21 protein-coding genes are annotated in these 21,283 nt (G+C 67.4%); 2 read left to right on the top strand and 19 right to left on the bottom strand.

Annotated elements, in window-relative coordinates:
- Positions 1–119: 119 nt before the first annotated feature.
- From QF035_RS44755 to QF035_RS44730, 6 genes are all read right to left on the bottom strand, one after another.
- The gene (locus tag QF035_RS44755) at positions 120–3,707 is read right to left on the bottom strand and encodes an NB-ARC domain-containing protein (protein WP_307527511.1); all 3,588 of its coding nucleotides are present in this window, start codon (positions 3,705–3,707) and stop codon (positions 120–122) included.
- 272 nt (positions 3,708–3,979) lie between these two features.
- Complete coding sequence (locus tag QF035_RS44750; RefSeq protein ID WP_307527508.1) at positions 3,980–4,288, bottom strand: hypothetical protein; 309 nt, start codon at positions 4,286–4,288, stop codon at positions 3,980–3,982.
- Complete coding sequence (locus tag QF035_RS44745; protein WP_307527506.1) at positions 4,281–4,991, bottom strand: hypothetical protein; 711 nt, start codon at positions 4,989–4,991, stop codon at positions 4,281–4,283. The genes QF035_RS44750 and QF035_RS44745 overlap by 8 nt, the downstream gene beginning before the upstream one ends.
- A gap of 224 nt (positions 4,992–5,215) precedes the next feature.
- On the bottom strand, positions 5,216–5,443 hold the full coding sequence (locus tag QF035_RS44740) for a hypothetical protein (RefSeq protein ID WP_307527505.1): 228 nt from the start codon (positions 5,441–5,443) through the stop codon (positions 5,216–5,218).
- A 106-nt stretch (positions 5,444–5,549) separates the two neighbouring features.
- Positions 5,550–5,999 (bottom strand): helix-turn-helix domain-containing protein, encoded by a 450-nt coding sequence (locus QF035_RS44735; RefSeq protein ID WP_307527503.1) that lies wholly within the window; start codon positions 5,997–5,999, stop codon positions 5,550–5,552.
- A gap of 119 nt (positions 6,000–6,118) precedes the next feature.
- Entirely contained in the window at positions 6,119–7,585 is a 1,467-nt protein-coding gene (locus QF035_RS44730; RefSeq protein WP_307527501.1) for a hypothetical protein, read from the bottom strand.
- Between the two features lie 984 nt (positions 7,586–8,569).
- On the opposite strand from QF035_RS44730, the gene QF035_RS44725 reads away from it, so the two are divergent.
- A complete protein-coding gene (locus QF035_RS44725; protein WP_307527499.1) occupies positions 8,570–8,992 on the top strand; it encodes a hypothetical protein in 423 nt (140 codons plus the stop codon).
- A 69-nt stretch (positions 8,993–9,061) separates the two neighbouring features.
- Positions 9,062–9,586: a helix-turn-helix domain-containing protein gene (locus tag QF035_RS44720; protein WP_307527497.1), complete on the top strand. Its 525-nt coding sequence runs from the start codon at positions 9,062–9,064 to the stop codon at positions 9,584–9,586.
- 172 nt (positions 9,587–9,758) lie between these two features.
- On the opposite strand, the gene QF035_RS44715 is transcribed toward QF035_RS44720, so the two are convergent.
- The 13 genes from QF035_RS44715 to QF035_RS44655 form a co-directional block, all read right to left on the bottom strand.
- Positions 9,759–10,037 carry a hypothetical protein gene (locus tag QF035_RS44715; RefSeq protein WP_307527495.1) on the bottom strand — a complete coding sequence of 93 codons (279 nt, stop codon included), beginning with the start codon at positions 10,035–10,037 and terminating at the stop codon, positions 9,759–9,761.
- A gap of 11 nt (positions 10,038–10,048) precedes the next feature.
- Positions 10,049–10,288, bottom strand: a complete 240-nt coding sequence (locus QF035_RS44710; protein WP_307527493.1) for a hypothetical protein — start codon at positions 10,286–10,288, stop codon at positions 10,049–10,051.
- Positions 10,289–10,308: 20 nt separating this feature from the next.
- The gene (locus QF035_RS44705; protein ID WP_307527491.1) at positions 10,309–10,902 is read right to left on the bottom strand and encodes a hypothetical protein; all 594 of its coding nucleotides are present in this window, start codon (positions 10,900–10,902) and stop codon (positions 10,309–10,311) included.
- A complete protein-coding gene (locus QF035_RS44700; protein ID WP_307527489.1) occupies positions 10,899–11,282 on the bottom strand; it encodes a zinc finger domain-containing protein in 384 nt (127 codons plus the stop codon). The genes QF035_RS44705 and QF035_RS44700 overlap by 4 nt, the downstream gene beginning before the upstream one ends.
- Entirely contained in the window at positions 11,282–12,037 is a 756-nt protein-coding gene (locus QF035_RS44695; protein ID WP_307527487.1) for a hypothetical protein, read from the bottom strand. The genes QF035_RS44700 and QF035_RS44695 overlap by 1 nt, the downstream gene beginning before the upstream one ends.
- Positions 12,038–12,915: 878 nt before the next feature.
- Positions 12,916–13,749 (bottom strand): hypothetical protein, encoded by an 834-nt coding sequence (locus tag QF035_RS44690; RefSeq protein ID WP_307527485.1) that lies wholly within the window; start codon positions 13,747–13,749, stop codon positions 12,916–12,918.
- 1,034 nt (positions 13,750–14,783) lie between these two features.
- A complete protein-coding gene (locus QF035_RS44685; protein ID WP_307527482.1) occupies positions 14,784–15,143 on the bottom strand; it encodes an HNH endonuclease in 360 nt (119 codons plus the stop codon).
- Between the two features lie 272 nt (positions 15,144–15,415).
- A complete protein-coding gene (locus tag QF035_RS44680) occupies positions 15,416–16,498 on the bottom strand; it encodes an AAA family ATPase (RefSeq protein ID WP_307527480.1) in 1,083 nt (360 codons plus the stop codon).
- Between the two features lie 285 nt (positions 16,499–16,783).
- The gene (locus QF035_RS44675) at positions 16,784–16,954 is read right to left on the bottom strand and encodes a hypothetical protein (protein ID WP_307527479.1); all 171 of its coding nucleotides are present in this window, start codon (positions 16,952–16,954) and stop codon (positions 16,784–16,786) included.
- A 17-nt stretch (positions 16,955–16,971) separates the two neighbouring features.
- On the bottom strand, positions 16,972–17,385 hold the full coding sequence (locus QF035_RS44670) for an SsgA family sporulation/cell division regulator (RefSeq protein ID WP_307527476.1): 414 nt from the start codon (positions 17,383–17,385) through the stop codon (positions 16,972–16,974).
- A gap of 89 nt (positions 17,386–17,474) precedes the next feature.
- Positions 17,475–17,660, bottom strand: a complete 186-nt coding sequence (locus QF035_RS44665) for a hypothetical protein (RefSeq protein WP_307527474.1) — start codon at positions 17,658–17,660, stop codon at positions 17,475–17,477.
- A 124-nt stretch (positions 17,661–17,784) separates the two neighbouring features.
- A complete protein-coding gene (locus tag QF035_RS44660) occupies positions 17,785–20,583 on the bottom strand; it encodes an AAA family ATPase (protein ID WP_307527472.1) in 2,799 nt (932 codons plus the stop codon).
- A 314-nt stretch (positions 20,584–20,897) separates the two neighbouring features.
- Positions 20,898–21,137 carry a hypothetical protein gene (locus QF035_RS44655; protein WP_307527470.1) on the bottom strand — a complete coding sequence of 80 codons (240 nt, stop codon included), beginning with the start codon at positions 21,135–21,137 and terminating at the stop codon, positions 20,898–20,900.
- Positions 21,138–21,283 lie beyond the last annotated feature (146 nt).

The raw sequence follows: 21,283 nt of genomic DNA, 5'->3' as shown, positions 1-21,283 counted from the left end.
GAGGATGCCACAGCAGCACAGGTCGTCGATGAGGTCTGAGCCCGGGTTCTCGCACCACGGGTCAAGGCAGTATTTCGTCACCCCGAGCCTCGTAATTCGTCGCTTCCCTAGCCCGCGCGTCAGGTGAGCAGAACGTAGAGGTACACGCCCCGCTCACCTGCCACAGCCAGTTCGGCGTCCGGCCCCCAAGCACACGAGTACAGGGCGCCTTCCGTTCGTGTGATGGCGATGGTCCGCCGCTCGGCAACAGACCAGATCCGCACGGTGCGGTCGCTGGTGGTGGCAAGCCAGGTTCCGTTGAGGGAGATGGCCACGGATGTCACCTCGGTGAGGCGGGTGATGGATTCGGTGAGACTGGTAATGGATCTGGTGGTCCGGTCCCAGATTTCCACGTGACCGCGGCTGACGATGGCGAGCCAGGTTCCATCAGGAGAGATCGCCAGCGAACTGACTGAGCGTCGGAGGCCGCCGGTGCAGCTTCTGGTAGCCCTCTGAATAATCCGTATGGTGTCGTCGTTGCTGGTGGCGGCGAGCCAGGTTCCGTCCGGAGCAATCGCCAGCGAGGTTGCGAAGCCGCTGTGTTCGGTGCGGACCCTGGCAACTACGAACTGGTGCATCGGGTCCCAAAACCGTATGGTTCCGTCGTTGCTGGTGGTGGCGAGCCAGGTTCCGTCCGGGGCGATGGCGACCGAATCGAACGGGGCGCACCATCCCCTGAGAGTGGTGGTGCAGTTTCCGGTGGCAGGGTCCCAGATTTGCACGGTGTCGTCGTTGCTGGTGGTGGCGAGCCAGGTTCCGTCCGGGGCAATCGCCACAGATGCCACCATGTCGGTAATGGCGGTGGTGCAGTTTCCGGTAGTGGGATCCCAGATTCGTACGATTTGGTCGCGGCTGGTGGTGGCGAGCCAGGTTCCGTCTGGGGCAATCGCCACGGCATTCACCGGCCCTGCATAGGCGGCGACGGATGTGTCCTGGGCAGAGGCCATAGTGTCCCAGATTTGTACGCCTCCGTCAGTGGCGAGCCAGGTTCCGTCCGGGGCAACCACCACGGCATTCACAGGCCCCCTGTGTCCGGTGAGAGTGGTGGTGCAGTTTCCAGTGGTGCGGTCCCAGATTCGTACGGTGCCGTTCATGCCGCTGGTGGCGAGCCAGGTTCCGTCCGGGGCAATCGCCAGCGAAGTCACGCTGTGTCCGGTGATAGTGGTGGTGCAGTTTCCGGTAGCGGGATCCCAGATTCGTACGGTGTCGTCGTTGCTGGTGGTGGCGAGCCAGGTTCCGTCCGGGGCAATCGCCAGCGAAGTCACGCTGTGTCCGGTGATAGTGGTGGTGCAGTTTCCGGTAGCGGGATCCCAGATTCGTACGGTGTCGTCGTTGCTGGTGGTGGCGAGCCAGGTTCCGTCCGGGGCAATCGCCAGCGAAGTCACCATGTCGTTGATGGTGGTGGTGCAGTTTCCAGTGGTGCGGTCCCAGATTCGTACGGTGCGGTCGTTGCTGGTGGTGGCGAGCCAGGTTCCGTCCGGGGCAATCGCCACGGCATTCACGGGTCCTCTGTGTCCGGTGAGGGTGGTGCGGGCTCTCGTAGTCCGGTCCCAGATTCGTACGGTTCCGTCGTTGCTGGTGGTGGCGAGCCAGGTTCCGTCCGGGGCAATCGCCACGGCATTCACGGGTCCTCTGTGTCCGGTGAGGGTGGTGCGGGCTCTCGTAGTCCGGTCCCAGATTCGTACGGTGCGGTCCCTGCCGCTGGTGGCGAGCCAGGTTCCGTCCGGTGAGATCACCACCGAAGTCAGATATCCGCTGTGTTCGGTGAGGGTGGTGGTGCAGTTTCCCGTGGTGGGGTCCCAGATTTGTACGGTGCCGCTGCTGTCGGTGGTGGCGAGCCAGGTTCCGTCCGGTGAGATCGCCACCGATTCGGCACCGTCGTATCCGGTGAGGACGCGTCGCAGCGCGGGGTGTGGGGTGTCGGGCGGGAGCCATCGGTTGGCGAGGCAGGGGCGCAGGGTGGGGTCGTGTCGTCGTGCGGTGATCTGGGGATGCCAGTGGGGGTGTGTCTCGAGGCGGTTGTGCAGGACGCCGGTGAGGGCATCGGGTGGGTCGGTGGGGGTGAGGAAATGGGCGGCCTGCGCGAGGCTGCGGGCCAGTGGGCGGGTATGCGGGGAGTCGACGAGAGTGAGGTCCGCCCAGGGTGCGGTAGGTCCGCGCTGGCTGAGCCGGTTTTCCACCCAGCGCACATCGCCGGCCACGTTCTCGGCCAGGGCTGTGCGTCCTGCGGCTAGGACGTGATCGATGAGGTGGTCGAGGAGGTAGCCGGCGCTGAGCTGCCACCAGGCACGCTGAGGATCGGGGGTGGCAGGCGCGAGGGGTTGGGCCGGTGGCAGAGTGGCCGCGATCGCGTCGATGAGGAGGCTGTTGACGCGGGTCAGGCCGGGCTCGCCGAGCGCGTTGCGGAGGTAGTCACGGATGACGTCGTGCACGCCAACCGAGCCACCATTGCTCGGGTCGAGAGTGAGCAGGGACAGGCGTTCCAGGTCCCGGCACAGCGTGCGTGTCTGGTCCTCCGTCAGTCCGCCGCTGGCCTGCCACAGCAGGGCGACGACGGTTACGGGGACGGACTCGTCCTCGGCAAAGATGCCGAGCTCGGTGAAGCGGTCGGCGCCGCCGGGCGGCAGAAGCGTGGTCGCGGCCTCGATCGACGCCTTCACCGCCTGGTTCCGCAGGCGCGGGTCGTCGAGATCCCAGGCTATAGCCGGGTCGTCCACGGCAACAGGCCCCACGTCGCGCAGCCGGCCGAGGATCCGCTCAGCGGCGACGGCAGCCTGGGCTCCGGCGGCGCACTGTTCGGCTATCAGCCGGTTCGTCAGGCGCAGCAGCAGGGCCCAACGGCCCGTGGCCCGCAGCAGACCGCCGACCAGACCGTGGGGCAGCGTCGGCAATCCGCCGGTCAGCAAGACCTTGGCCTGGGCCTGGGACATCTGGTCGACTCGGATGAGGTGGGCGCCGGAGGGCAGTAGGACAGGATTGCGGGTGGTGATGAGCCGGACGCAGTGGAGGCCGCCCTGAAGGAAGGGGACCAGTTGCTCCCTTTCCCATACGTCGTCGAGGACGAGCAGGGTGCGGGGGCGCTGGTCGAGAAGTCGGCCCAGGTGGGCGCCGGCGAGGACGGGGTCGTCGAACTCTTCGGTGTCGCCGGTGATGAACCGGGTGGACTCGGCCACCTTGGCCGCGATCGCGGCGCGGCCTCGGACGTCGCGCCCGATGGTGATCGTGTAGATCCGGGACCGGAACCTGCTGCGCACGCGCTGGTGATTGCACACGGCGGTAGCCAGGGTGGTCTTGCCGAATCCTCCCGCCCCTGACAGGGCGGTTGTGATGCCGACGGTGCGTCTGCCGCGGCACACCGCCGCCACTGTGGCGCGGGTCTGGTCCCGGTCAACGAACCACTCTGGGATGGCTGGTGGCGGCGGGGGCGGGGGATCACTCAGGACTGTCGGCGGATGTAACTGCAGCCAGGCCATGACGCCGCCTGCCACGACGGCCAGCGACCCGATGATGCCGAGAGACCACCACGGGTGCTGCCGGAGCTCGTCCAGGGCCCATGGCCAGCGTGAGGCCTCGGTCGCGGCGTTACCGGCCAGGGCCAGCACAATCGCCAGGGCTATGCCCAGGCTGGCCAGCGCCACGATTCCCGCCGCCCACACCCGTACCCGCATGTGCCCCACCCCCGGCAACGATCTCCTGCGCGGACCCTAGCTTCAAGCCGCCTACCTCATCAGCGGAACGCCGCAAAGCCGCTCAGGTGCCGGGGATCTCGGTGAACGTGGTTGATCGGCCGGAGTTGAAGCGGACCCTGCTCCCGTGGCCGGGCAGGGACGAGCCCGGTGCGGCGGGACGGGGTTTCTGCGCGCAGATCAGGCCGTTTATGGCGTCCCGGTGGTCGTGAGTGCGTTCATGGCTGGTGTCCCTCCGCGTCGAGGTTGGTGCTTCAGTGGGCTCCCGGAGCAGAGCCGGGGAACTCGCGCACGACGGAGACCAGGAGCGTCACGAGGGTGTCGAACGGACCAGCTGCGTGCTGTTCCCCGTGCGGGGAGGCACTGTCGAAGAGAGCAACAGGTTCCTCCGGCAGGTTTCCGGACTCGCCGCACTTGGGGCACGCCCAGGTCCAGCCGACGACGGGAGCGTGGACGATCTGGCCGTCCTGGATGATCCAGTCGAAGCGGTCGGCCAGCCTGTGCTCGTCGGAGGCGACAAAATCGGCGTCGAACAGCTCGTCAGGCACGGTGAGTTCAGACATCGGTGGGCTCCTCTCGGCTGGTAATGGCCCCCGGCAGCGCCGGGGCATCGAATGACGAGGCTTCGATGGAGGGCTCGGTACCCGTCAGCCGGACAACTTCCAGGACGTGGGCCTCGATATCGGCGCGGGCCTGGGCGACGACCTGCTCGCCGGCCTCCACGAGTGAGTCGACGGTGAACTGGGCGTTGCTGCCCGCACCGGCGACGGCGTTCTCCAGTGCGTTGAGTGCTTCCTTGGTGGCTCTCACGCCCTTCTTCTCGTGGATCGCCTCGTGCAGTGCCGCCGTGGCAGCCTTGACGCGGGCGTACATCCGGTCGGTGACCTCGCGAACCTCTCGCAGGTTCTCGGCTGTGCGGGGCCGATGCGGGGTGTCGGGCACGAAAGGGTCGTGCTCGGTACGCCGGATGGTCACCGGCACGCCGCTGCCGAGACCCATGGAGGACACGAGTGAGCCCCACTGCGCGAGGCTCATCTCGATCTCCACGAGCTCTCGGCCCGGATGGACCCAGTCGTGGTTGAGATCGCGTTTGCGCGTGGCCTCGTGGACGGAGAGCGAGATGGTCTCGTTGTGGAGCAGGTCGGATTGGAACAGCGAACGACCTCCGCCGCTCCTCCGCGTCACGACCGCGACGCCGAAGGCGGGGTGGATCTCACGGCCGTGCTCCGCGTCGATCGCTGGGTCCTGGGTTGGACGGCGGCTCATGCTGGCACCGCCTCAGGGGTCTCAGCCTGCTGGGCCTGGTGCTCGGTGGTTTCGCGCAGGAAGTCCGCGTAGGCGTGGGCGTAGGGATTGGTCGGCTTGGTCATGATGGGTGTGCTGCGCCTTCTCTGACGTGCGGTGGGATGTTGTGGGTGAGGCGGTGAGCACGACGGCGTGATGAAGCCGGGGCCTCCGTTGAACGGAGACCCCGGCTTGCCGTACGGGACTCAGCTGACCAGCACGTGCTGCTTCTCCTGGGCCGGGAGCGTGGCGAGGACGGCGTCGGCCACTTCCTTCGCGGGGGTGTTGAGCGGCATCTCGCGCTCGTACCCGTGGCCCCAGGAGAAGTCCTGGAACTCCGCGGTGTCGATGAGCGTGGTCGCCTCGATGGGACACGAGCCGTCCGGGAGCCAGACGTCACAGTCGCGCTGTGAAATTGGCAGCCGCCGCACCATGCCCGCCAGCGCACCGGCTGGGTACTCGTCGCCGCGCCGCCGGATTTCGAGGAGGTGGACCGGGCGTCAGGTGCTGTCTGCGGGTGCCAGGTGCGGGAGAGGAGCGTCAACGGTCGTCATCCAGGGGCTCCAGGACGTCGGCCGCCGTGATGTCGCCCCGGATCAGCAGGAGGGCGACAGCGTGGGCCCGGTCGTGCACGCCGGTCTTCGTGTAGATGCGCCGCAGGTGGGTCTTGATCGTGTCCTCGGAGAGGCATAGGTCCACGCCGGTCTTTGCGTTGGACATGCCACGCGCCACGCGGACGATGACCTGCTTCTCACGGCCGGTGAGCGGGTGCGTCAGCGAGGGCGGAAGCATCCCCAGGTCGCGCAGGTGGCCGAGCCTGCCCCGGTGGAACGCCGCCTCCAGGTGGGGCATGACGGCCCGCAGGTAGGTTGCGACGACGTTGCGCTGCGACAGCCAGGCCGCCCGCGTCTTCTCTGTGGCGTCGGCCAGGTCGAGGGTCAGTTCCTCGCGCCAGGTCGGGGGGCGGACGGTGGGTTGGGCTAAGGACATGTCAGCGCTCCTTGCGCTTAGGGAACTTCGAGAATTGCTGGCCGCGCGTGAGCATCGGGTCGGCCAGGGCTTGGGCCGCCTCGGGCGGCAGTTGGGACACGGGCGCGCCGCAGCCGGGGCTAGACAGGGGCCGAGGCCGGTTTCACGCCTCCTCGGCGTCCCAGGCCGTGCGCGATGCGGAACGGCGCGGGCATGTCCCAGGACCCATCGGTCCCGGGGTGCACGACGCCAGCGGCAGTGAGCTCTTCGAGGAGGTTGTGGTAGCGGGCCAGGTGCCGCATGCCGCTGGGGTACGGGTCCGCCGCGCGGGAGCCGAGACGGCGAAGACGGTCTGGCAGGCGCGCGTGGTCCCACAGGGCGATGACCTGGTCGGAGTCGATCGGCAGCTGCTGCCCGGCCAGCGGAGTGAGCGCCGCCCGCACCCACGGCATGACCTGCTCGACCTCTGCGGCGCGCGCACGCGCTCCCTCCGGCACGCCCCGGCGGATGTCCTGGTGGTGAAGGGCGCACGGGTGGTCGGGGTGATCGTCCAGGGCGTGGCGCACGGCCTGCCTCAGTGCCATGAGGAACGGGCGCGGGCTGAGTCCGCCGACGCCGTCCTGGAGATACGTGAGGATGAACCGGTACGTGGAGCCCCTGCGGACGGTCGCGCCCATGTACGGGTCCGCGATCATGGTGAAGAGGCGTTCCTGCGCGGCGGGATCGGAGTTCAGCTGCTCGGGGGCGCTGAAGCGGCCGTCGGGGGTGAGCCTCCAGCCCGGGGTCAGAGAACGGAAGGCGGCGGCACCCTCACTGGGGTGGTTCGCCAGGAGCTGGAAGAACAGCCCGTAGAGGTGCGTTCCGGTCACCTGGCCCCAGTGGTCCGGCGTACTCCAGTTCAAGTCGGCCGTACGCAGAGCACGTCGGGCCTCGGACGTGAGCGCCCACAGGGCCGCGTCGAGGGTGTCGGGGCGGAGGAAGACCTTCGCCCTCACGCGCGGCCCGAGGCGGGCCAGGTCGGCAGCGAGTTGGAGGACTCCGGAGGCGACGCGATCCGTAGTGCGCTGATCGGGGTGGAGCCGGTCCAGGTTGTCGAAGACAACCAGATGAGTGCGGCCCTGTGAGTTCAGGTCGCCCACGGCCTGGCGCAGGGCGTCGGGGTTACGCAGCAGCCACTGCGCGCGGTCGCGCCAGCTGGGCAAGTGTGTGAGGTCGCAGATGCCCAGGGCGGTCAGGGCGACAGCGGCCCACACCGTCACGGGGCGGATTCCTTCGCCGAGCAGTGCCTCCAGCTCCGGCGCGGCCGGATAGCCGTCGCTGTCTCCTGCGGCTCCGTGGGCGGAGATCACCCGGGTGTCCGCCAGGCGCGGCATCTTCAAGTCATGGGCGGCTGCCGCACGGAGGTCAGGGACGGTCAGGACCCGGGCCCACAACGTCTTGCCGACTCCGGGACCGCCGCGGACCACGCTGCTGTCGATGAACAGCGCGGGGCGGCAGCCGGGCGTGTAGAGCATGGAGGTCGGCAGTGTGGCGGCGTCGCGGGTCAGCGCTGTGGTGAGCGCGTCATGTATGAGCGTGCGCAACTGGCCGGGGGTGGGGAGCGTCATCACAGGGTCCTTCCAGTAGGAGCGCGCGGCAGGCGGGCGTGGTGGTCGACAGTGGGCGATCAGTCGAAATCCGTCTCGGACAGCCATTGAGAGCAGCACTCCCGCAAGAACCAGCCGCGCACGTTGGCGTCGCCAACCTGGGGTGCCGCATCCCGTGTCGGTCGCGGGTGCGTTGTGAAGTCAGTCGAAGTTGGTGGCGGGCGGGATCAGTACGACTGTTTCGCCGCCTTGGTCGACCCAGTCGACGCGGCCGGTCTGCTCCAGTTCCACAGCTGCGGCATACAAGTCGTCGGGGTCACGTGGAGAGTGGTCATGGGCGCGGACATGCGTCTCCTTCAAGGGTGGTTGTCACTGGCATACCGGCGCCGGATTTCTGGTCCCTGGTGGCCCCGATTCCGGCGGATTCTCCGGCGCCGGATTTTCGGGCGCCGGTGGCTCGCCCTGAAGCTTCGGGTCATCGCACACCACCTGCTCGTGCCCGAAGATGCCCTTGCCGGTCGGCTCCCTGGTCCGCTTCAGGTGGCCGAACTGCTCCAACGGCGGCCTGGGTGGTCTCGTATCCGGCCTCTTCGAGGTGGTGGTCGAGCTGGTCAACCAAGTGCTGCAGGTTGTTAGACGTCATTGAAAATGCCTACGAGTGCGGCACTTTGGGCAGCTTTGCGTCGACGAGATCGGTAAGCGTGCCTGCCGACGAAGAGGTGCAGATTTGGGGCGGCACCTTGCCGACGAGGGGCATGCGAAAGGCCCTCCCGGTATCTCTTGGCCGAGCGCCGGGAGGGCCGTGTAGCGCGCGGAGGCGCTGTGCTCACGGTAGAGGTCGACCCGGCGCGGGTCGAAGTTCGCCTGGTGCGGGGCGAGTTGGTTTGTCCTGATTGCTCGGGCGTGTTGCGGCCGTGGGGGTGGGCGCGTTCGCGTGTACTGCGGGATGCTTCCGGCGGGCCGGTGGTGGTGCGTCCTCGGCGGTCGAGGTGTGTGGGCTGCAACATGTCGCATGTGCTCCTTCCGGTGTTCGCGCTGGTCAGGCGGGCGGATCTGGCAGAGGTGATCGGATCGGCCCTGGCGGCGAAGGCGGCCGGGGCCGGGGCCCGGGTCATCGCTGGGAGGCTGGGCCGCCCGGTCGAGACGGTTCGCGGCTGGCTGCGCAGATTCACCTCCAGGGCCGAGGTGGTCCGGCGGTACTTCACGGTGTTGCTGGTCGATGCCGGGGTTGACCCGGCTCCTCCTGGGCCGGCCCGCACGGTCTTCGCGGACGCGGTCAGCGCGGTGGTGGGGGCCTGGTGGTCGGTCATGTCGCGATGGCCGGGCGTCGGCAAGGTGTCGCCGTGGCTGGTGGCCTGCGCGGTCTCCGGCGGGATACTGCTGGCGCCGTCCTGGCCCTCGAAAATGATCAACACGAGCCGACTCTGACGCCACGCCGACACTGCCTGTCACCGTCACGCGTGTGTGTTCACGCTGCGTGAGAGGGCTGGTGGTCAGGTGCCAGGTCAGGAAGACCAGACACGGCTGGAGCGGGCTCAGGCGATCGGTCTGTTCCGCTACATGCTGATCAGAGAAGCGGCCGATCCGACACTGTCGCGGCGCCAACGCGGGGCTCTGGTGCGGGAGTTGGCGGCCATGACACATGTTGATCCGGACGGCCGGGCGGTGCGGATCACCCGGTGGACGCTGGACCGCTGGATCTACGAGTGGCGCCGGGCCGGGTTCGAGGCCCTGGTCCCTTCGCCGCGTCAGTCCCGGCCCCGCACGCCGCCGGAGATCCTGGACCTGGCGGCTTCACTGAAGAGAGAGAACCCGTCGCGTTCGGCCGCGCAGATCCGCCGGATCATCGGGGCTCAGCGGGGCTGGGCACCGGATGAACGCACCATCCAGCGGATGATCGTCCGTGAAGGGCTGGATGCGCTGAAGGCTCCCGCCGCGTCCGCGGTGTTCGGACGGTTGTGTTGCAACCGCTGTCCACGTCGAGGGCCCGTTCGGCGAGGCGCCCCTGATAGCCCTGGTTGAACCAGTGCTCGATGTACTCGCGGATGAACGAGGCGAGCATCGCGGCGTCGGTGGGCCGGGCCTCGGATTCGCGGTCGAAGCAGGCGACGTATCGCCACCTCGGGTGGACGCCGGTCACCGGGATGCGCAGCCTCGTCAGCGGGTCGTCGCGGTCGGCGTCTTCGGCGAACGGTCAGTCGGTCACCATCACGGTCACCGCCTTCGTGGTCGTCGAGGTTGTTTTCCGGCTCCGGGTCCGGCCATGACGCTGCCGTAGGCCACGCGTACTCGTCGTCGAAGGGGTCGCGCTTGACGGAGACAGCGGGCCGTGGTCGTACCGTTCGCCCACCGGGTCGGGGGCGTAGCTGGTGACTTTCAGCCCGATCATGTTGCTGTCGGTGGGCATCACGATGTCTCGCCCCTCGGCGAACAGGCCGTCGTAGTGCCGCTCCAGCCAGGCGACGGCCGTCATCCGGCGGCCTGTCAGCCCTCACCTTCCTCGGTGCCTGCCGTCTCACCGGCGGCGATCTGGTGCGCCAAGGGCCAGACTTCGGCGAGCGTGAACCGCGCCGAGTCGCATTTCGCGCCAGCGATCCCGCCGAAGTGGGCCACCCAATAGCCGTCGCGGTCCCAGCAGTGCCCTTCACGGTCGAGGATCACCCACCGGTCGGCGTGGCCGTAGGAGCGCTGCACAAGCAGCGGCAGCCGACCGGGGCGCGTCACCTCGAACGCGGAGGCGTGCGTCAGCAGCTCGGCGGCCGTCGGTGCGAGCCAGGCCGCGACTTCTGGCGCGTCTCTGGGTCGAAGCACAGCGCCACGGGCCGCCCGTCCTCGGCGACCGCGCCGGCCGTGAAGACCGGCTCTTCCTCCGAGGCGAGCTCCATGGCGACGTCGTGCCGCGAGATGACCAGCGGTTCGGGCTCTGGACGGCTTCCCTTCTCCTTGGCCATGGCCTGGACGATCGCCCGGCAACGGCGCCACGCGTCGGCATAGGAACCGGCGTTGGACGTGCCCTTCAACTCGTCGGGCAGCTTCATTGCGGCGAACTGCTCGTCGACCTCGCGCAGGACCGAGACGCGATCGAGGCGGCGCAGCTCGGCAACGACGGTCTCGGTCGATGGCATGCCGGTGTCGACGAACTCAACGTCGGGGTCCATGTAGGCGGCAGCCCACACCGACCAGCCCTTCGCGGTGCCGACCTCGCGGATCTTCACGGACCAGTCGCGCAGCAACTCTGCGTCGGAAGCCGCCACCAGCGCTTCGGGCGTCTGGGGGGCTGCGTCGTGCCGCTCGGCCCACTGCCGGAGGATCCTGATGAGTGTGTCGCGGGCGCTCACTGGGTCTCGCCTCCCTCGGCTTCGTCGAGGATGAGCGCGGCGGCCTGCTTGGCGGACAGCAGCCCGTTCCGCTCGGACACGGCGCGGCGGATCCGTGCGGCCTCGGCGGTGTGGCCGTGGGCGTCGAGCAGCTCGGCGGCGTGCTTGCCGTGCATGCCCCGCCGGGTCTTGACGGCGTCGAGGATGAGGCGGACGGCCGGGTTGCTGTTGATCCGGGCCTGGTTCCATGCGGCGGTACGTCCTTGGTGCACCTGGGAGTTGCGGGCGCGGGTGCCGCCGTGGCTCGTGCACAGTTCGTCGGCCGCCGAGCCGCAGTCCGGGCAGGCGATGGCGAGCGGCTGCAGGTTGGCGCGCTGCCAGTCGTTCGGGGTCAGGTCCATCAGGCGTCGCCGCCCTTCTGCCTGCTGTCCTCCAGCACCACGGTGTCTTCGACTTCCACGCGCAGCGGCACGGTGCCGTCGGCACGGACCAGCCGGTCTTCCGCGGAGTCGAGGTGCACGGAGATCCGGACGGCGCCAGCCTCATGGTCGAGGTAGGCAAACACCAGGACGCCATCGACCTCGACGCACGGGAGGTCGTTGTCGTCGGTCTGCGGGTGGAAGATGGCGTCCCGGTTCGCCTCCTCGCTCGCATCCTCGTCGGGGAAACGGAAGTCGAGTGGCACGATGCGGGTCCGCCCGCGCTTGACGATGTCCTCGGCGTAGAGGTTGTATCCCTCGTCCGGGCGGCGGTTGCGCTCGGGGCCGTAGTAGAGCCGCGCAGTCTCGCGGTCGTCCGTGGGCGGTTGGTCGGGGACGCCTTCCTCGCCGACGACGTTCTCCCAGACCCGACGGATGTACTCGCCGAGATCGGCCAGCGCGGAGTCTTCGTCGGCGTGAAGCGTCATCTCGTTCTCGTGGCGATCCCAGCGGCGCAGCACCCAGGCCTGGCCCGCTGGGCGCGGGCTGATGAAAGTCACGACTTCAGGGAAGGAAGGCTGCTGGTCAACATGCTCGGCGAGCATGGCATCACGTGCGCGGTTGAGGGTGTCCTGCTGGTGCTCGGAAAGATCGCTGGGGTCGATGTCCTCCCACAACTCCACGGCCGTCTTCACGAGGCATTCGATGTCCGGCGGGTTGAAGCGTGCAGCAATCACAGAGCTCTCCTTGAATAGGGATAGGGGGCGGCGCTCAGATCCAGCACTGCCGATCGCCCCTGCTCATCGCGTGAAGAGCAGCATGATCGGCAGGGTTCTCGGGCGGACTGGGCCGGTGAGTGAAGGGGCCACAGGCGCCTGAGTGATCGGCGCCCAACTTGCAGTCGAACGGGATCGGCCGCCTGCGGCCCCTGCGGCAGGCGCGGGGACGCATGACGTGCTCCAGGGGGGGACCAACCGGGGATTCGCGAACCCGACGTTCTAGGCTGGCCGTTACACACCTCAGCACGCAGGTTCCGGTGAATCAGCGCTTCAGAAATCGCGAACTGACGGGGGATGTGCATGGGACAGGTTGCAGCGGTGTAGGGCAGACACTCGGGGTGCAGTGCTGGTTCTGGCGAGTGGCCCCGGGCGATATCGGCGGGGCGGATGATCAGGAAGCATCGTTCGTCGAGCGGGTGGCCGCAGATCTGGCAGAGGTGGTCGAGGAAGGCGGTGCGGGCTCGGTCGGCGTCGAGGGTGCTGAATGCCGCGTGGCCGCCGTGAATGAGCGATACGTACGGTACGACCAGTTCGCCCGTACGGTACGACCAGTCCGTCCGCGAGGGGTCGGTGCGCACAGCGTTGAGGGATCGGGTGCGTGGGCTGCTTCTTCCGGGTCACGGAGGTGTGGGTGCAGGGGGTGCCGCTCGGGCGGCACCGGACCCGGGCGACACGGTCGGGGGCGCGGGGGTGGGAGCAGCAACCGGAAGGGCCTCACTGGGCTGGGCGTGTTCGGCGTGGCAGGGCGGAGCGTGTGGACGGCCCCACCTGCGGGTGCAGAACGGGGCCTGTACGCGGTACGCGTATGCGGGGTCAGCGGGGCGGGCGGCGGGTGGTCAGCGCTCGCGGATCGTCGCGGTCTCGGCAGCGGCGTTGTCTGGTTCGCCGGTGGAGTTCGGCTCGGCGGGGTCACCTTCCGGGTCCTCGTCCTCGTCGGGCCACTCTTCCCATGGCCACAGGCCGCCGATCCGGTACCGGCCGTCCGCATCCGGCTGGATGATCCGCCCGGGGCTGCCGGGCTCGGTGCGGAGGCAGGGGTCGGAGGCGATGAGCAGTGCGTCGTCCAGCCAGCGGCAGGTGAGGTGGCGGCCGGCGTGTGTCAGGGGCAGGTCGTCTGTGATCTGCTCAGCCGTGGTGCGGGTGACGCTGATGGCCTGCCAGGGGCCCCAGGTGCGGGAGACGGGCAGGGCTTCGTAGGGGCCGTGCTCGTGGTCGAGAGCGAACAGGTCGGGCAGCGGCGGGACGGAGTCCAGGGGCGGGAAGTGGGCTGCGGTGTCTGCGGGGATGATCGCGACCGGCGTGTTACGGAAGTCGATGACGCAGTCCGCATAGTCGTCGGCGGGGTCCAGACACAGATGCCGGTCTGCGGAGGCGCCATTGGCGTGGGCATCCTCGCACTTCCCGCACTGCGCCGGGCAGATACCGAACGCGCTCGGGTGCGCAGTGAACGGTTCCTGGACGTGCTGGGCGTAGCGGATGCCGGGGCCGTCGGTGAAGAAGGAGGCGACGACGTCACCGGTGCGTACCTGGTGGGCCCGGACGACGACGAAGAGGGTGTGGTCCATGCCGTCGGGCAGCATCCGGTAGCGGTCGGTGAGGGTGAGTTGGGGGCGGTCGGTGACGACGAACTGGTCGGTGCTGTCGGGCAGGGTCAGGACGCGCTCGGACACGGGCAAGGCCCCTCATTTCTACGAGTTGTGGGTGGGAGCGGCCCGGCGGCCGAGGGCTCGACCGCACCTGGGCGAGGGTGGTGCGGGAGCATCCGTTCCGGCCACACCGACACTGCCTCCGGCCAGGCCAAGCACTACAACGCCCCGCAGCCTCGGGCGGACGGGGCGTGGGGCGGCCCCGAACCCACAGCGAGATGCCGGGATTCGAGGCCGGACCCGGATCTATGCGGGCAGGGCGGCGGCGCGGGTGCGGGTGAACGCGGCGGCGTTGAGGGCCTGGGCGTGCCGCTTGTGCTCGCCCGCGCGGCGCGAGCCGCGCGCTTGGGCAAGCTGTCCACGGTGGCGGCGGAGCCAGAAGGCGCCGGTCTTCACTCGCGGTTGATGCGGGCGGCGGCGCGCTCCCTTTCAGCCTCCCGCTCGTCGACCTCGTGCTGTACGCGGGGCGGGGCGGCAGCGTGGCTCGCTCGCCGGGATAGCTCGGCGCCGGCAAGCCGGTGCGGGTCGTGCCCGAACCGTTCCTCGTTGGACGCTGCGTCGGTGCGGTGACGGCCGCCGTAGATGTGGTAGCGCTGGATAGCACCAGACCCGTCGAGGGCCCTGACGGCCTTGTCTACACCGCCCGGAGGCCGGAGGAGAACTGCTCTTCCTCGAAATGGTGGAGCTCGCGGGCGTGCAACTCGGCGGTCTGCATAGCAGCCGCCGTGTCGGCCTCCTAGATCCGGGAGATCAGGCGCGCCCACTCCCCCAGCGTCATGTGGATCCGGCCGTCGTGGAACGAGGTGAGCTCGAGCGATCCGGTGGCGGTGATGAGCCGGCCCTTCAGCTCGTTGAAGCGCTGCTCGGGCAGAAGCTCAGTGCTCTCCTCGGAGGGCTTGTCCTGGCACCTGCCGAACAGATGTCTCTCGGACCACTCGCGGTTGTCGCGTTCCTGGTTCTCCGGGGAGGTGTAGCGAGCGGAGGTGTCGCGCTTCGCGCCTCAGTTCGGGCAATTGATTCAGGTCATGAGTTTGCGCTGATGCGTGTCGGGGTGGTCATTACTTCTTGCGCCGGCGCGCGAGACGCCAGCGGTAGAGGGGGCTCGGCACGCGGTTGGACTTCCGCCGGTTGTGCCGTCGGCAGAGCAGCTGGCCGTTCCACAGTTCAGTTGGCCCGCCACGGCTCCAGGGGTGTACGTGATCGGCCTCGGTCCCCGGTGCCGGGCACCGGAACCAGAGGGGCGGCTTGTGCTCGCACCGGCCGTTGGCCTGGCGGATGAGCTGCTGCTTCTGGGACCAGCTGTAAAGCCGGGTGGGGTCCCGCCAGCGCCGCTTACGGCCAACGCCGATGGCGAGGCAGAGGACACCGAGCGCAGCGACGGCCAGGCAGGCGAGCAGCACAGTCGGATCTGGCTGCATGGCACTCAGCGCAGGTCGTTGCCGAAGGAGATCAGCTCACGCCTGGTCGCCCCAGAACAGCTCCTCGGAGTCGACGACCGTGACGAGACGGGCCTTGCCGAGGCAAAGATTGACCCTCGGGGCTCACGATGATTCGCGCCGGGGCCGGGATCGGAGACGATGCGGTACTTGGGCATGGTCGAAGGCTGCTTTCTGTACGGGAACGCGTGAGCCGGACAGCGAACCGCCGAGGAGACCGGAGTGGCTCCTCGGCTGTTCGGATGGGGGCGTCCTCAGAAGTCGATGGAGTACTTCGGGGGACGGCGCAGGATCACCGCGGCGGCACGCAAGTCCTTCTCGTCGTCGGGCGACCTGTCGTCCTCGTCACGGAGGTCGGTGAGCGTGAAGGCGCCATCCGGGAGCTGGTAGCCGTCCTCGGACGGGACGGCGTCGCGCATGCGGAACTGCAGCCCGGTGCCGGTGTCCCAGTCGTTGATGGTCTGCAGGCTGTCGCTGTCGAACAGATCGACACGACCGCCGAAGACGTCGGTGTTGCCGTCATTCCAGATGATGTGAGCCTCGACCCGCGAGCTTGCGTGCTCGCTGCGCTTGATGTTCAGGTCACCGATCACCTCAGCGAACGACTCGCCCAGGCGCAGCTCGAAGGCGATCGCGCGCAAGTGGTCGAAGTTGATGTCGTACTTCCGGGAGAAGTCGACGATCTCGGCCACCTGCTTCTCGGCCACTCCGGGCACCTGGTCGCGCAGGTAGGTGGCAACCGTCTCGGGCTCCGGGTAGGTGAAGCGCATGTGGTAGTGGAAGCGTCCGGGGCGGTTGAGCATGTAGTCGTTGACGCGATGCAGCTCGTTGACCGACAGAACGTAGAGGCGCTTCGTCGTACTCAGCCCGTCGAACAGACTCAGGAACTGGTTCTGCGATCCGTCGTCCTCGTTGGAGAAGACCTTCTCGAACTCGTCGAAGACGACGACGACTTCACCCAGCTCGTCGAGGAAGGCGGCCAGCCCCGGCGTGTCGTGTTGCACGAGCACGGTGGGCAGCTTGTGCTCCTCGCGCATCCGCTCGGCGAGCAGGCGGAGCATGAGGCTCTTACCCATGCCCTTGTCGCCGGACAGGATGACGCCGAGCGAACGGTCCATGGCCGAGTAGCCGGTGGCGATCCGCTGCACTCGAGAGGCGTGGCTGCCATAGACGGTCTCTTCGGCGGATGCCAGCGACTCCGTCTGGCGCAGGCTGTAGCCGGTCATCTGGTCGAAGGTGATGGTGTAGGTGGCCACGGGCAGATCAGCGAAGGTCTGCACGGAGTCCCCGTAGAGGCGGAACTCCCCGCCGGAGGCGACGATCGTGGATGCGGGCATGAAGACTTCTCGCTTTCGCGGGAGTATGTGGGTGATGGCAGCACAGCGACGCTCAACGGATGGGCAGCACGCTGCTGTCCGGGGGTAATAGAGAGGTGCCCCAGGGAGTTGTGCACCTCGGCGATGCGGCCCTGGTGGGCGCCGAGTGCGACGTCGACGAAACTCTGGGAGCGGCGGAACAAGCCGCCTCGCGTGAGGGTGTGCATTCCGAAGGAGAAGAAGCCGCGCCGACCGGGGCCTTGCCATCGTCGTCGAGGTGTGCCGACAGGCTGAGGATCCGGTCGCTCAACCGCGGACGGTGCCGTCGGTGAAGTAGTTCTTCATCAAGTAGGAGCGGTCGATCACGAGGTAGACGGCGGCGCGGTCGCCGAGGCCGTCGCTTTCGCAGAGGCTGCTGCGCGCCGCTCGTGCGACATGGCGGCGCGGATCTTCTTGGGCTGGGCCCGTTGCGGGCATGCGTGGCGGTGCTTGGCTCAGTGGTTCAGAAGCTCGTCGAGGAAGCTGTCGATGTCGACGGATTCAGACTCCCGGCCTGCGGGAACGACCTCGAAGGTCTTGGCGAGCCATGCCTTGACAGAAGCTGCCGGTCCTTCAAGGCGGGCGTATCCGTCGGGGGGTTCCAGTTCGATGCTGAAGCAGCGGTTTTGGAGAGGGCCGATCGGTGTGATCTTCACGTCGCCGAGACCAGCGGGTGCGGTGAGGCCCTGGTCGAGCAGTTCCCGGGCGAACGTCCACCGGACCACATCGTCGGGCGTGACGTCGAAGGAAAACTGCACCGCGTAGGGGTCCGTGTTCTCGTAGTACAGCCGCACGGGGACGAATACACGCCAGTCCGGGCCGGCCACGAGCGTCATGCGGATCTTCAGTTCCAGGCCGGGAAAGTCCATGGGTGGATTCCTGTTCTTCGGCGGGAAAGCGTGGTGGAGGCGGGCGGCGGGAGGCAAGGCCCGGCGTTGCTCAAACACCGCCGCCCCGCCTAGGTCGCTGTGCGGGAGGGGGACATGGCGGGTGTGGCTTGCTGTGCCTGGCGTTCTGCCAGGGCGTTGATGGCGAAGAGGACCTCACGGTGGATGGCCCATTGGTCGAGGTAGTGCCAGGCTTCGGCATGGCTCTCGGCGAGTGGTTCGTCGTACGCCTTCATGCCGGGCGCCCTGTGTGCCAAACACGGTCATGGTGTGACCTTGGGGGCCGGGTCATTCAGGTGTGTGAAATGTGGAAGACCGCAGGGGCGGGTGTCTCGCTCGTCGAGAACACCCGCACCTGTGGCGTGAGGTGGCGGCGGTTGGTCAGACGGCCGCGGTGACCGCGGAGCGGTCGTCGGTGCTGCCGGGAGCAGCGCTGTCGTTGTCGTCCAGGAGGTCCGGATCAATGCCGAGGGCGCGAGCGGCGTTCCTCTTGTCGCGCTCGGTCAGAGCCGTCACGATCTGCTCGTAACTGCTCTGGATCGGCGGGTTCTTCACGGTGCCGTAGCCAAGTACGTACTGGCTCTTCATGGCACGAGTGAAGGCGACGTAGAACATCCGCTTGGCGTCTTGGGTCATCTTCGTGTCCTCCCTGTAGAGGACGACAGCGTTGTCGAATTCGAGACCCTTGGCACCGTGGATCGTCGAAACGACCAGGTCGGCCTTGGACTCGAGGTTCTTCCGCTTGCGCTCCTGGTTCCTCTGCTTGTTGATGTTCAGCTTCTGCTGGTTCCGCTGAATCTCGAACGAGAGCAGGTTGTCGCGCAGTCGATCGAAGAACGCCTTGTTTGTGAGCGTGCCCTGGTGGCAGAGCGTGACCCAGCCGTTGATGGTCGCGCTGTTCTCGATCCACCACTCGGAGATCGTGCGCAGGATCGCCTTCTCAACGTTGGCGTTGGCCGCGTTCTTCGTCAGCTTGTCCATGTTGTCCTTGATCCCCTGGGAGACCACGAACGCGGCGTTGGTCGGTGGTGCCTGCAGGACGTCGTTCCAGAAGAACTTGATGTACTTCGAGAAAATGTCCGTGGCGTAGACGCGATCGCTGACCAGAGAGGCGACGCGGCGGTCCGGGTAGCGCTTTTCGAGCACATCCTGGATCAAGGACACCTCGCGGCGCGAGTAGGCCAGGAAGGCCACCTGCTCGCCCCGGTCCAGGCACTTGTCCACGTAGCCGGGGATGACCGTGTTGCGCACGATCGCCTGCAGGTCCTGGGTGACGAACCCGGTGAGTCTGGCCACCTCGCGGTACTCCAGGGTGACCTTCTCCTGGAACGAGTCGGCCGTGGGCATGGCGAGCGAGTTCGCCTGCAGCTGGATGTTGGCGAACTGGTTGGTCTCCAGGCCGCCGAGCACGACGTTCGCGAAGTCCAGGATCTCCTGGTTGCTCCGGTAGTTCGTCGTGAGCTTGAAGGTCGCGAAGACCCCCGAGCCCTCCAGCGTGTTGAGCGCGCGCGGGTTCGCCGAGCGGAACTCGTACAGCGTCTGCGAGGCATCGCCGACGATGAACAGGGACTGAGCGTGCTTGGTGATGTACTTCAGCACGTAGATGAACTCAAACACGCTGTTGTCCTGCACCTCGTCGATGATGAGGTACTTCGACTGCACGTGGGCCGGCTCAGCCATGTCGTCGATCTTCTGGTAGCAGATGATGATCTGCAGCTCCAGCGACGTCTGTTCGATGCGGTCGAGCAGGGCGATCACCTCGTCGAAGTGGCTCTCGATGAAGGTGTTCAGGGCCGTGAAGGCACCGGTCCTGTTCTGGTCGACCTCCAGAAGGCGGTGGCGGAACATCGCCGCGAACTGGCTGTTCGGGTAGAAGATGTCGATCGAGTTGATGATCGTGTCCGTCGCCGAGACCTTGTGCCTCGGGTGGTTCATCGAGTAGATGTCGATGATCATCTTGGCGATCGTCATCGAGCCGACGTCCGGGTTCTTCTCCGTGATGTTGTCGGCTGCGGCGTTGGTGAACGAGAGCACCGTGATGTCCGAGGCGGGGACGCCGCAGGCTTCGAGGTACTTGATCCGTTCGAGGATCACGGTCGACTTGCCGGTGCCGGCTCCCGCCTGCGTCATCACCAGCGGCTCGTGCGTGGTGAGCGCGTCGAGCTGCTGCTTGGACAGGTGGGGCGGCAGATTCGGAGGCGTAGCCGGCTGCGCAGGCACGATCAACTGAGGCTTCATCTGCTCCAGGTGGTCGAGCGTGTGGTTCATGAGCAGGCTGAGGTTCTGCTTCGACAGCTTCGTGGAGATCTGGTCGGAGAAGGTCGCACCCAGCTGCTTGTGGATCTGGCGGTAGGCCTCCAGCGGGACGTTGTAGTTCTCCAGGTAGCGCAGCTGGACGGCGAGCATGTTCAGCTGCTGCTCCGTCGGGCCCGCGGGCATGTCCTGGATGTAGCGGCAGACCTCGTCGGCGATCGCCTCGGAGTCCCAGATCTGGGCCAGGCGCGTGATGCGCTCGTAGATCGAGTACTGGCGCATCCACGCGTCGAACTCATCACCGAGGTTGGAGGCCGTCAGGCCGGCGGATGTGAGCACGTCCCGGACGTAGTCACGGGCGTTCTCCAGCGGGCTGGTGTCCCACTGCAGGAAGACGGCGGCGTCGTGGTTGCCGTAGCCGACCGAGCGCGGGACGACGGTCGCGTACTCCGGCTCGGGCAGCCCCTTCTTGAAGAAGTACAGCTCCATCCGGTACTGGATGACGAGGTCGCGCGTGGACTTGCCACCGGACTTGTCCTCGTAGAACACGAGGGCCTGCGGGATCATGTCGAAGACGACGCCCCAGTCGTCGAACTGGCTGGACGAAGTGTCCACAGCGAAGCGGTCGTCGGTGTGTGGGCTCGGCAGGGTGAAGGACCCGCCGGCGTTCAGGGCGCGGCCCGTGATCGGCGCGAGCGGGATCGACGTCGTGGTGATGTCGTGCTGCGTCGAGCTCTGCTTGACCTCGATGTCGGTGGCCATGGCGTAAGCGGTGTTGGTGGCCGTGTTGATCGGCAGCAGGGACTCGTTGAGCAGGCCGATCTTCTTGCCGTTGCCGGTGAGCTTCGAGGAGAAGAACTTCGGATCGACGGCCTTCTGAGCAACGGCATTGGCCGAGAGGTCGAGGTCATCAAGCAGGACAGGCATGTCGCCGCCTTTCTTCAGTGGGTCGAGAGGTGGATTGAGAGAAGGCATGAATCACGCCACACAGCAATTCTGACAAGAGATGAATAGTCAGTCGAATGCTCGAAGGCGAGCGAAGAGCGCAGCGACAGGGCTGGGTCATGGGCGCAGGTACGAACACGGGCGGGGCTCTCGTCAGCCGACGAGCCCCGCCCGTGTTCCTCTCAACCCACCCGTCAGGGGCCGTTAGGCCCCTGAATCCGGGGTGTGTGGCGAAGCCACGCCCCGGACACCGCGCGCTACCCAGGCGCGCGGTCGTTCATCAGCGGCAGCTCACCTCACTTCGAGGTCGAGTCCGAGCGCCGGTCGGGACCATCGCCGGCATCGAGATCCCAGGGACAGGCCGTGACGAGGGATCCTGCGGGATCGACCTCGATCAGGCCAAGCATGAGGCCCAGTTCGCGGAGTTCATCTGCGCTCCGGACATGGGTGGTGAGGTTCGCTCGGGCCGCGGCAGAGAGCTCCATGGCTCGCTTTCGGTGCTCTTGGAGCAGAGGTTCGGGGAGCATGGTGGACATGGCTGTCCCCCTTTCTGAGCAATGAGGGCGTGAGGGTGAGGTACGTCGCTGGCATGCTGCAGGAAGACGAGCGGCAGCAGATGGTCCTGATATGGGTGCGGGCTCAGCGGGCCACGCAGCACCTCGGCGGCGCCCAGCAGGTGCCT

The sequence above is a fragment of the Streptomyces umbrinus genome, from assembly GCF_030817415.1.
GTDB classification, from domain to species: Bacteria; Actinomycetota; Actinomycetes; order Streptomycetales; family Streptomycetaceae; genus Streptomyces; species Streptomyces umbrinus_A.
Note: the sequence above shows the minus strand (reverse complement) of the source record. Positions and strands in the feature narration are given on the sequence as shown.

Coding starts and splice junctions, on each gene's coding strand:
- QF035_RS44755 (WP_307527511.1), bottom strand. CDS start 3,707: ATGCGGGTACGGGTGTGGGCGGCGGGAATCGTGGCGCTGGCCAGCCTG.
- QF035_RS44750 (WP_307527508.1), bottom strand. CDS start 4,288: ATGTCTGAACTCACCGTGCCTGACGAGCTGTTCGACGCCGATTTTGTC.
- QF035_RS44745 (WP_307527506.1), bottom strand. CDS start 4,991: ATGAGCCGCCGTCCAACCCAGGACCCAGCGATCGACGCGGAGCACGGC.
- QF035_RS44740 (WP_307527505.1), bottom strand. CDS start 5,443: ATGGTGCGGCGGCTGCCAATTTCACAGCGCGACTGTGACGTCTGGCTC.
- QF035_RS44735 (WP_307527503.1), bottom strand. CDS start 5,999: ATGTCCTTAGCCCAACCCACCGTCCGCCCCCCGACCTGGCGCGAGGAA.
- QF035_RS44730 (WP_307527501.1), bottom strand. CDS start 7,585: ATGACGCTCCCCACCCCCGGCCAGTTGCGCACGCTCATACATGACGCG.
- QF035_RS44725 (WP_307527499.1), top strand. CDS start 8,570: ATGTCGCATGTGCTCCTTCCGGTGTTCGCGCTGGTCAGGCGGGCGGAT.
- QF035_RS44715 (WP_307527495.1), bottom strand. CDS start 10,037: ATGACGGCCGTCGCCTGGCTGGAGCGGCACTACGACGGCCTGTTCGCC.
- QF035_RS44700 (WP_307527489.1), bottom strand. CDS start 11,282: ATGGACCTGACCCCGAACGACTGGCAGCGCGCCAACCTGCAGCCGCTC.
- QF035_RS44685 (WP_307527482.1), bottom strand. CDS start 15,143: ATGCAGCCAGATCCGACTGTGCTGCTCGCCTGCCTGGCCGTCGCTGCG.
- QF035_RS44680 (WP_307527480.1), bottom strand. CDS start 16,498: ATGCCCGCATCCACGATCGTCGCCTCCGGCGGGGAGTTCCGCCTCTAC.
- QF035_RS44675 (WP_307527479.1), bottom strand. CDS start 16,954: ATGCCCGCAACGGGCCCAGCCCAAGAAGATCCGCGCCGCCATGTCGCA.
- QF035_RS44670 (WP_307527476.1), bottom strand. CDS start 17,385: ATGGACTTTCCCGGCCTGGAACTGAAGATCCGCATGACGCTCGTGGCC.
- QF035_RS44660 (WP_307527472.1), bottom strand. CDS start 20,583: ATGCCTGTCCTGCTTGATGACCTCGACCTCTCGGCCAATGCCGTTGCT.
- QF035_RS44655 (WP_307527470.1), bottom strand. CDS start 21,137: ATGTCCACCATGCTCCCCGAACCTCTGCTCCAAGAGCACCGAAAGCGA.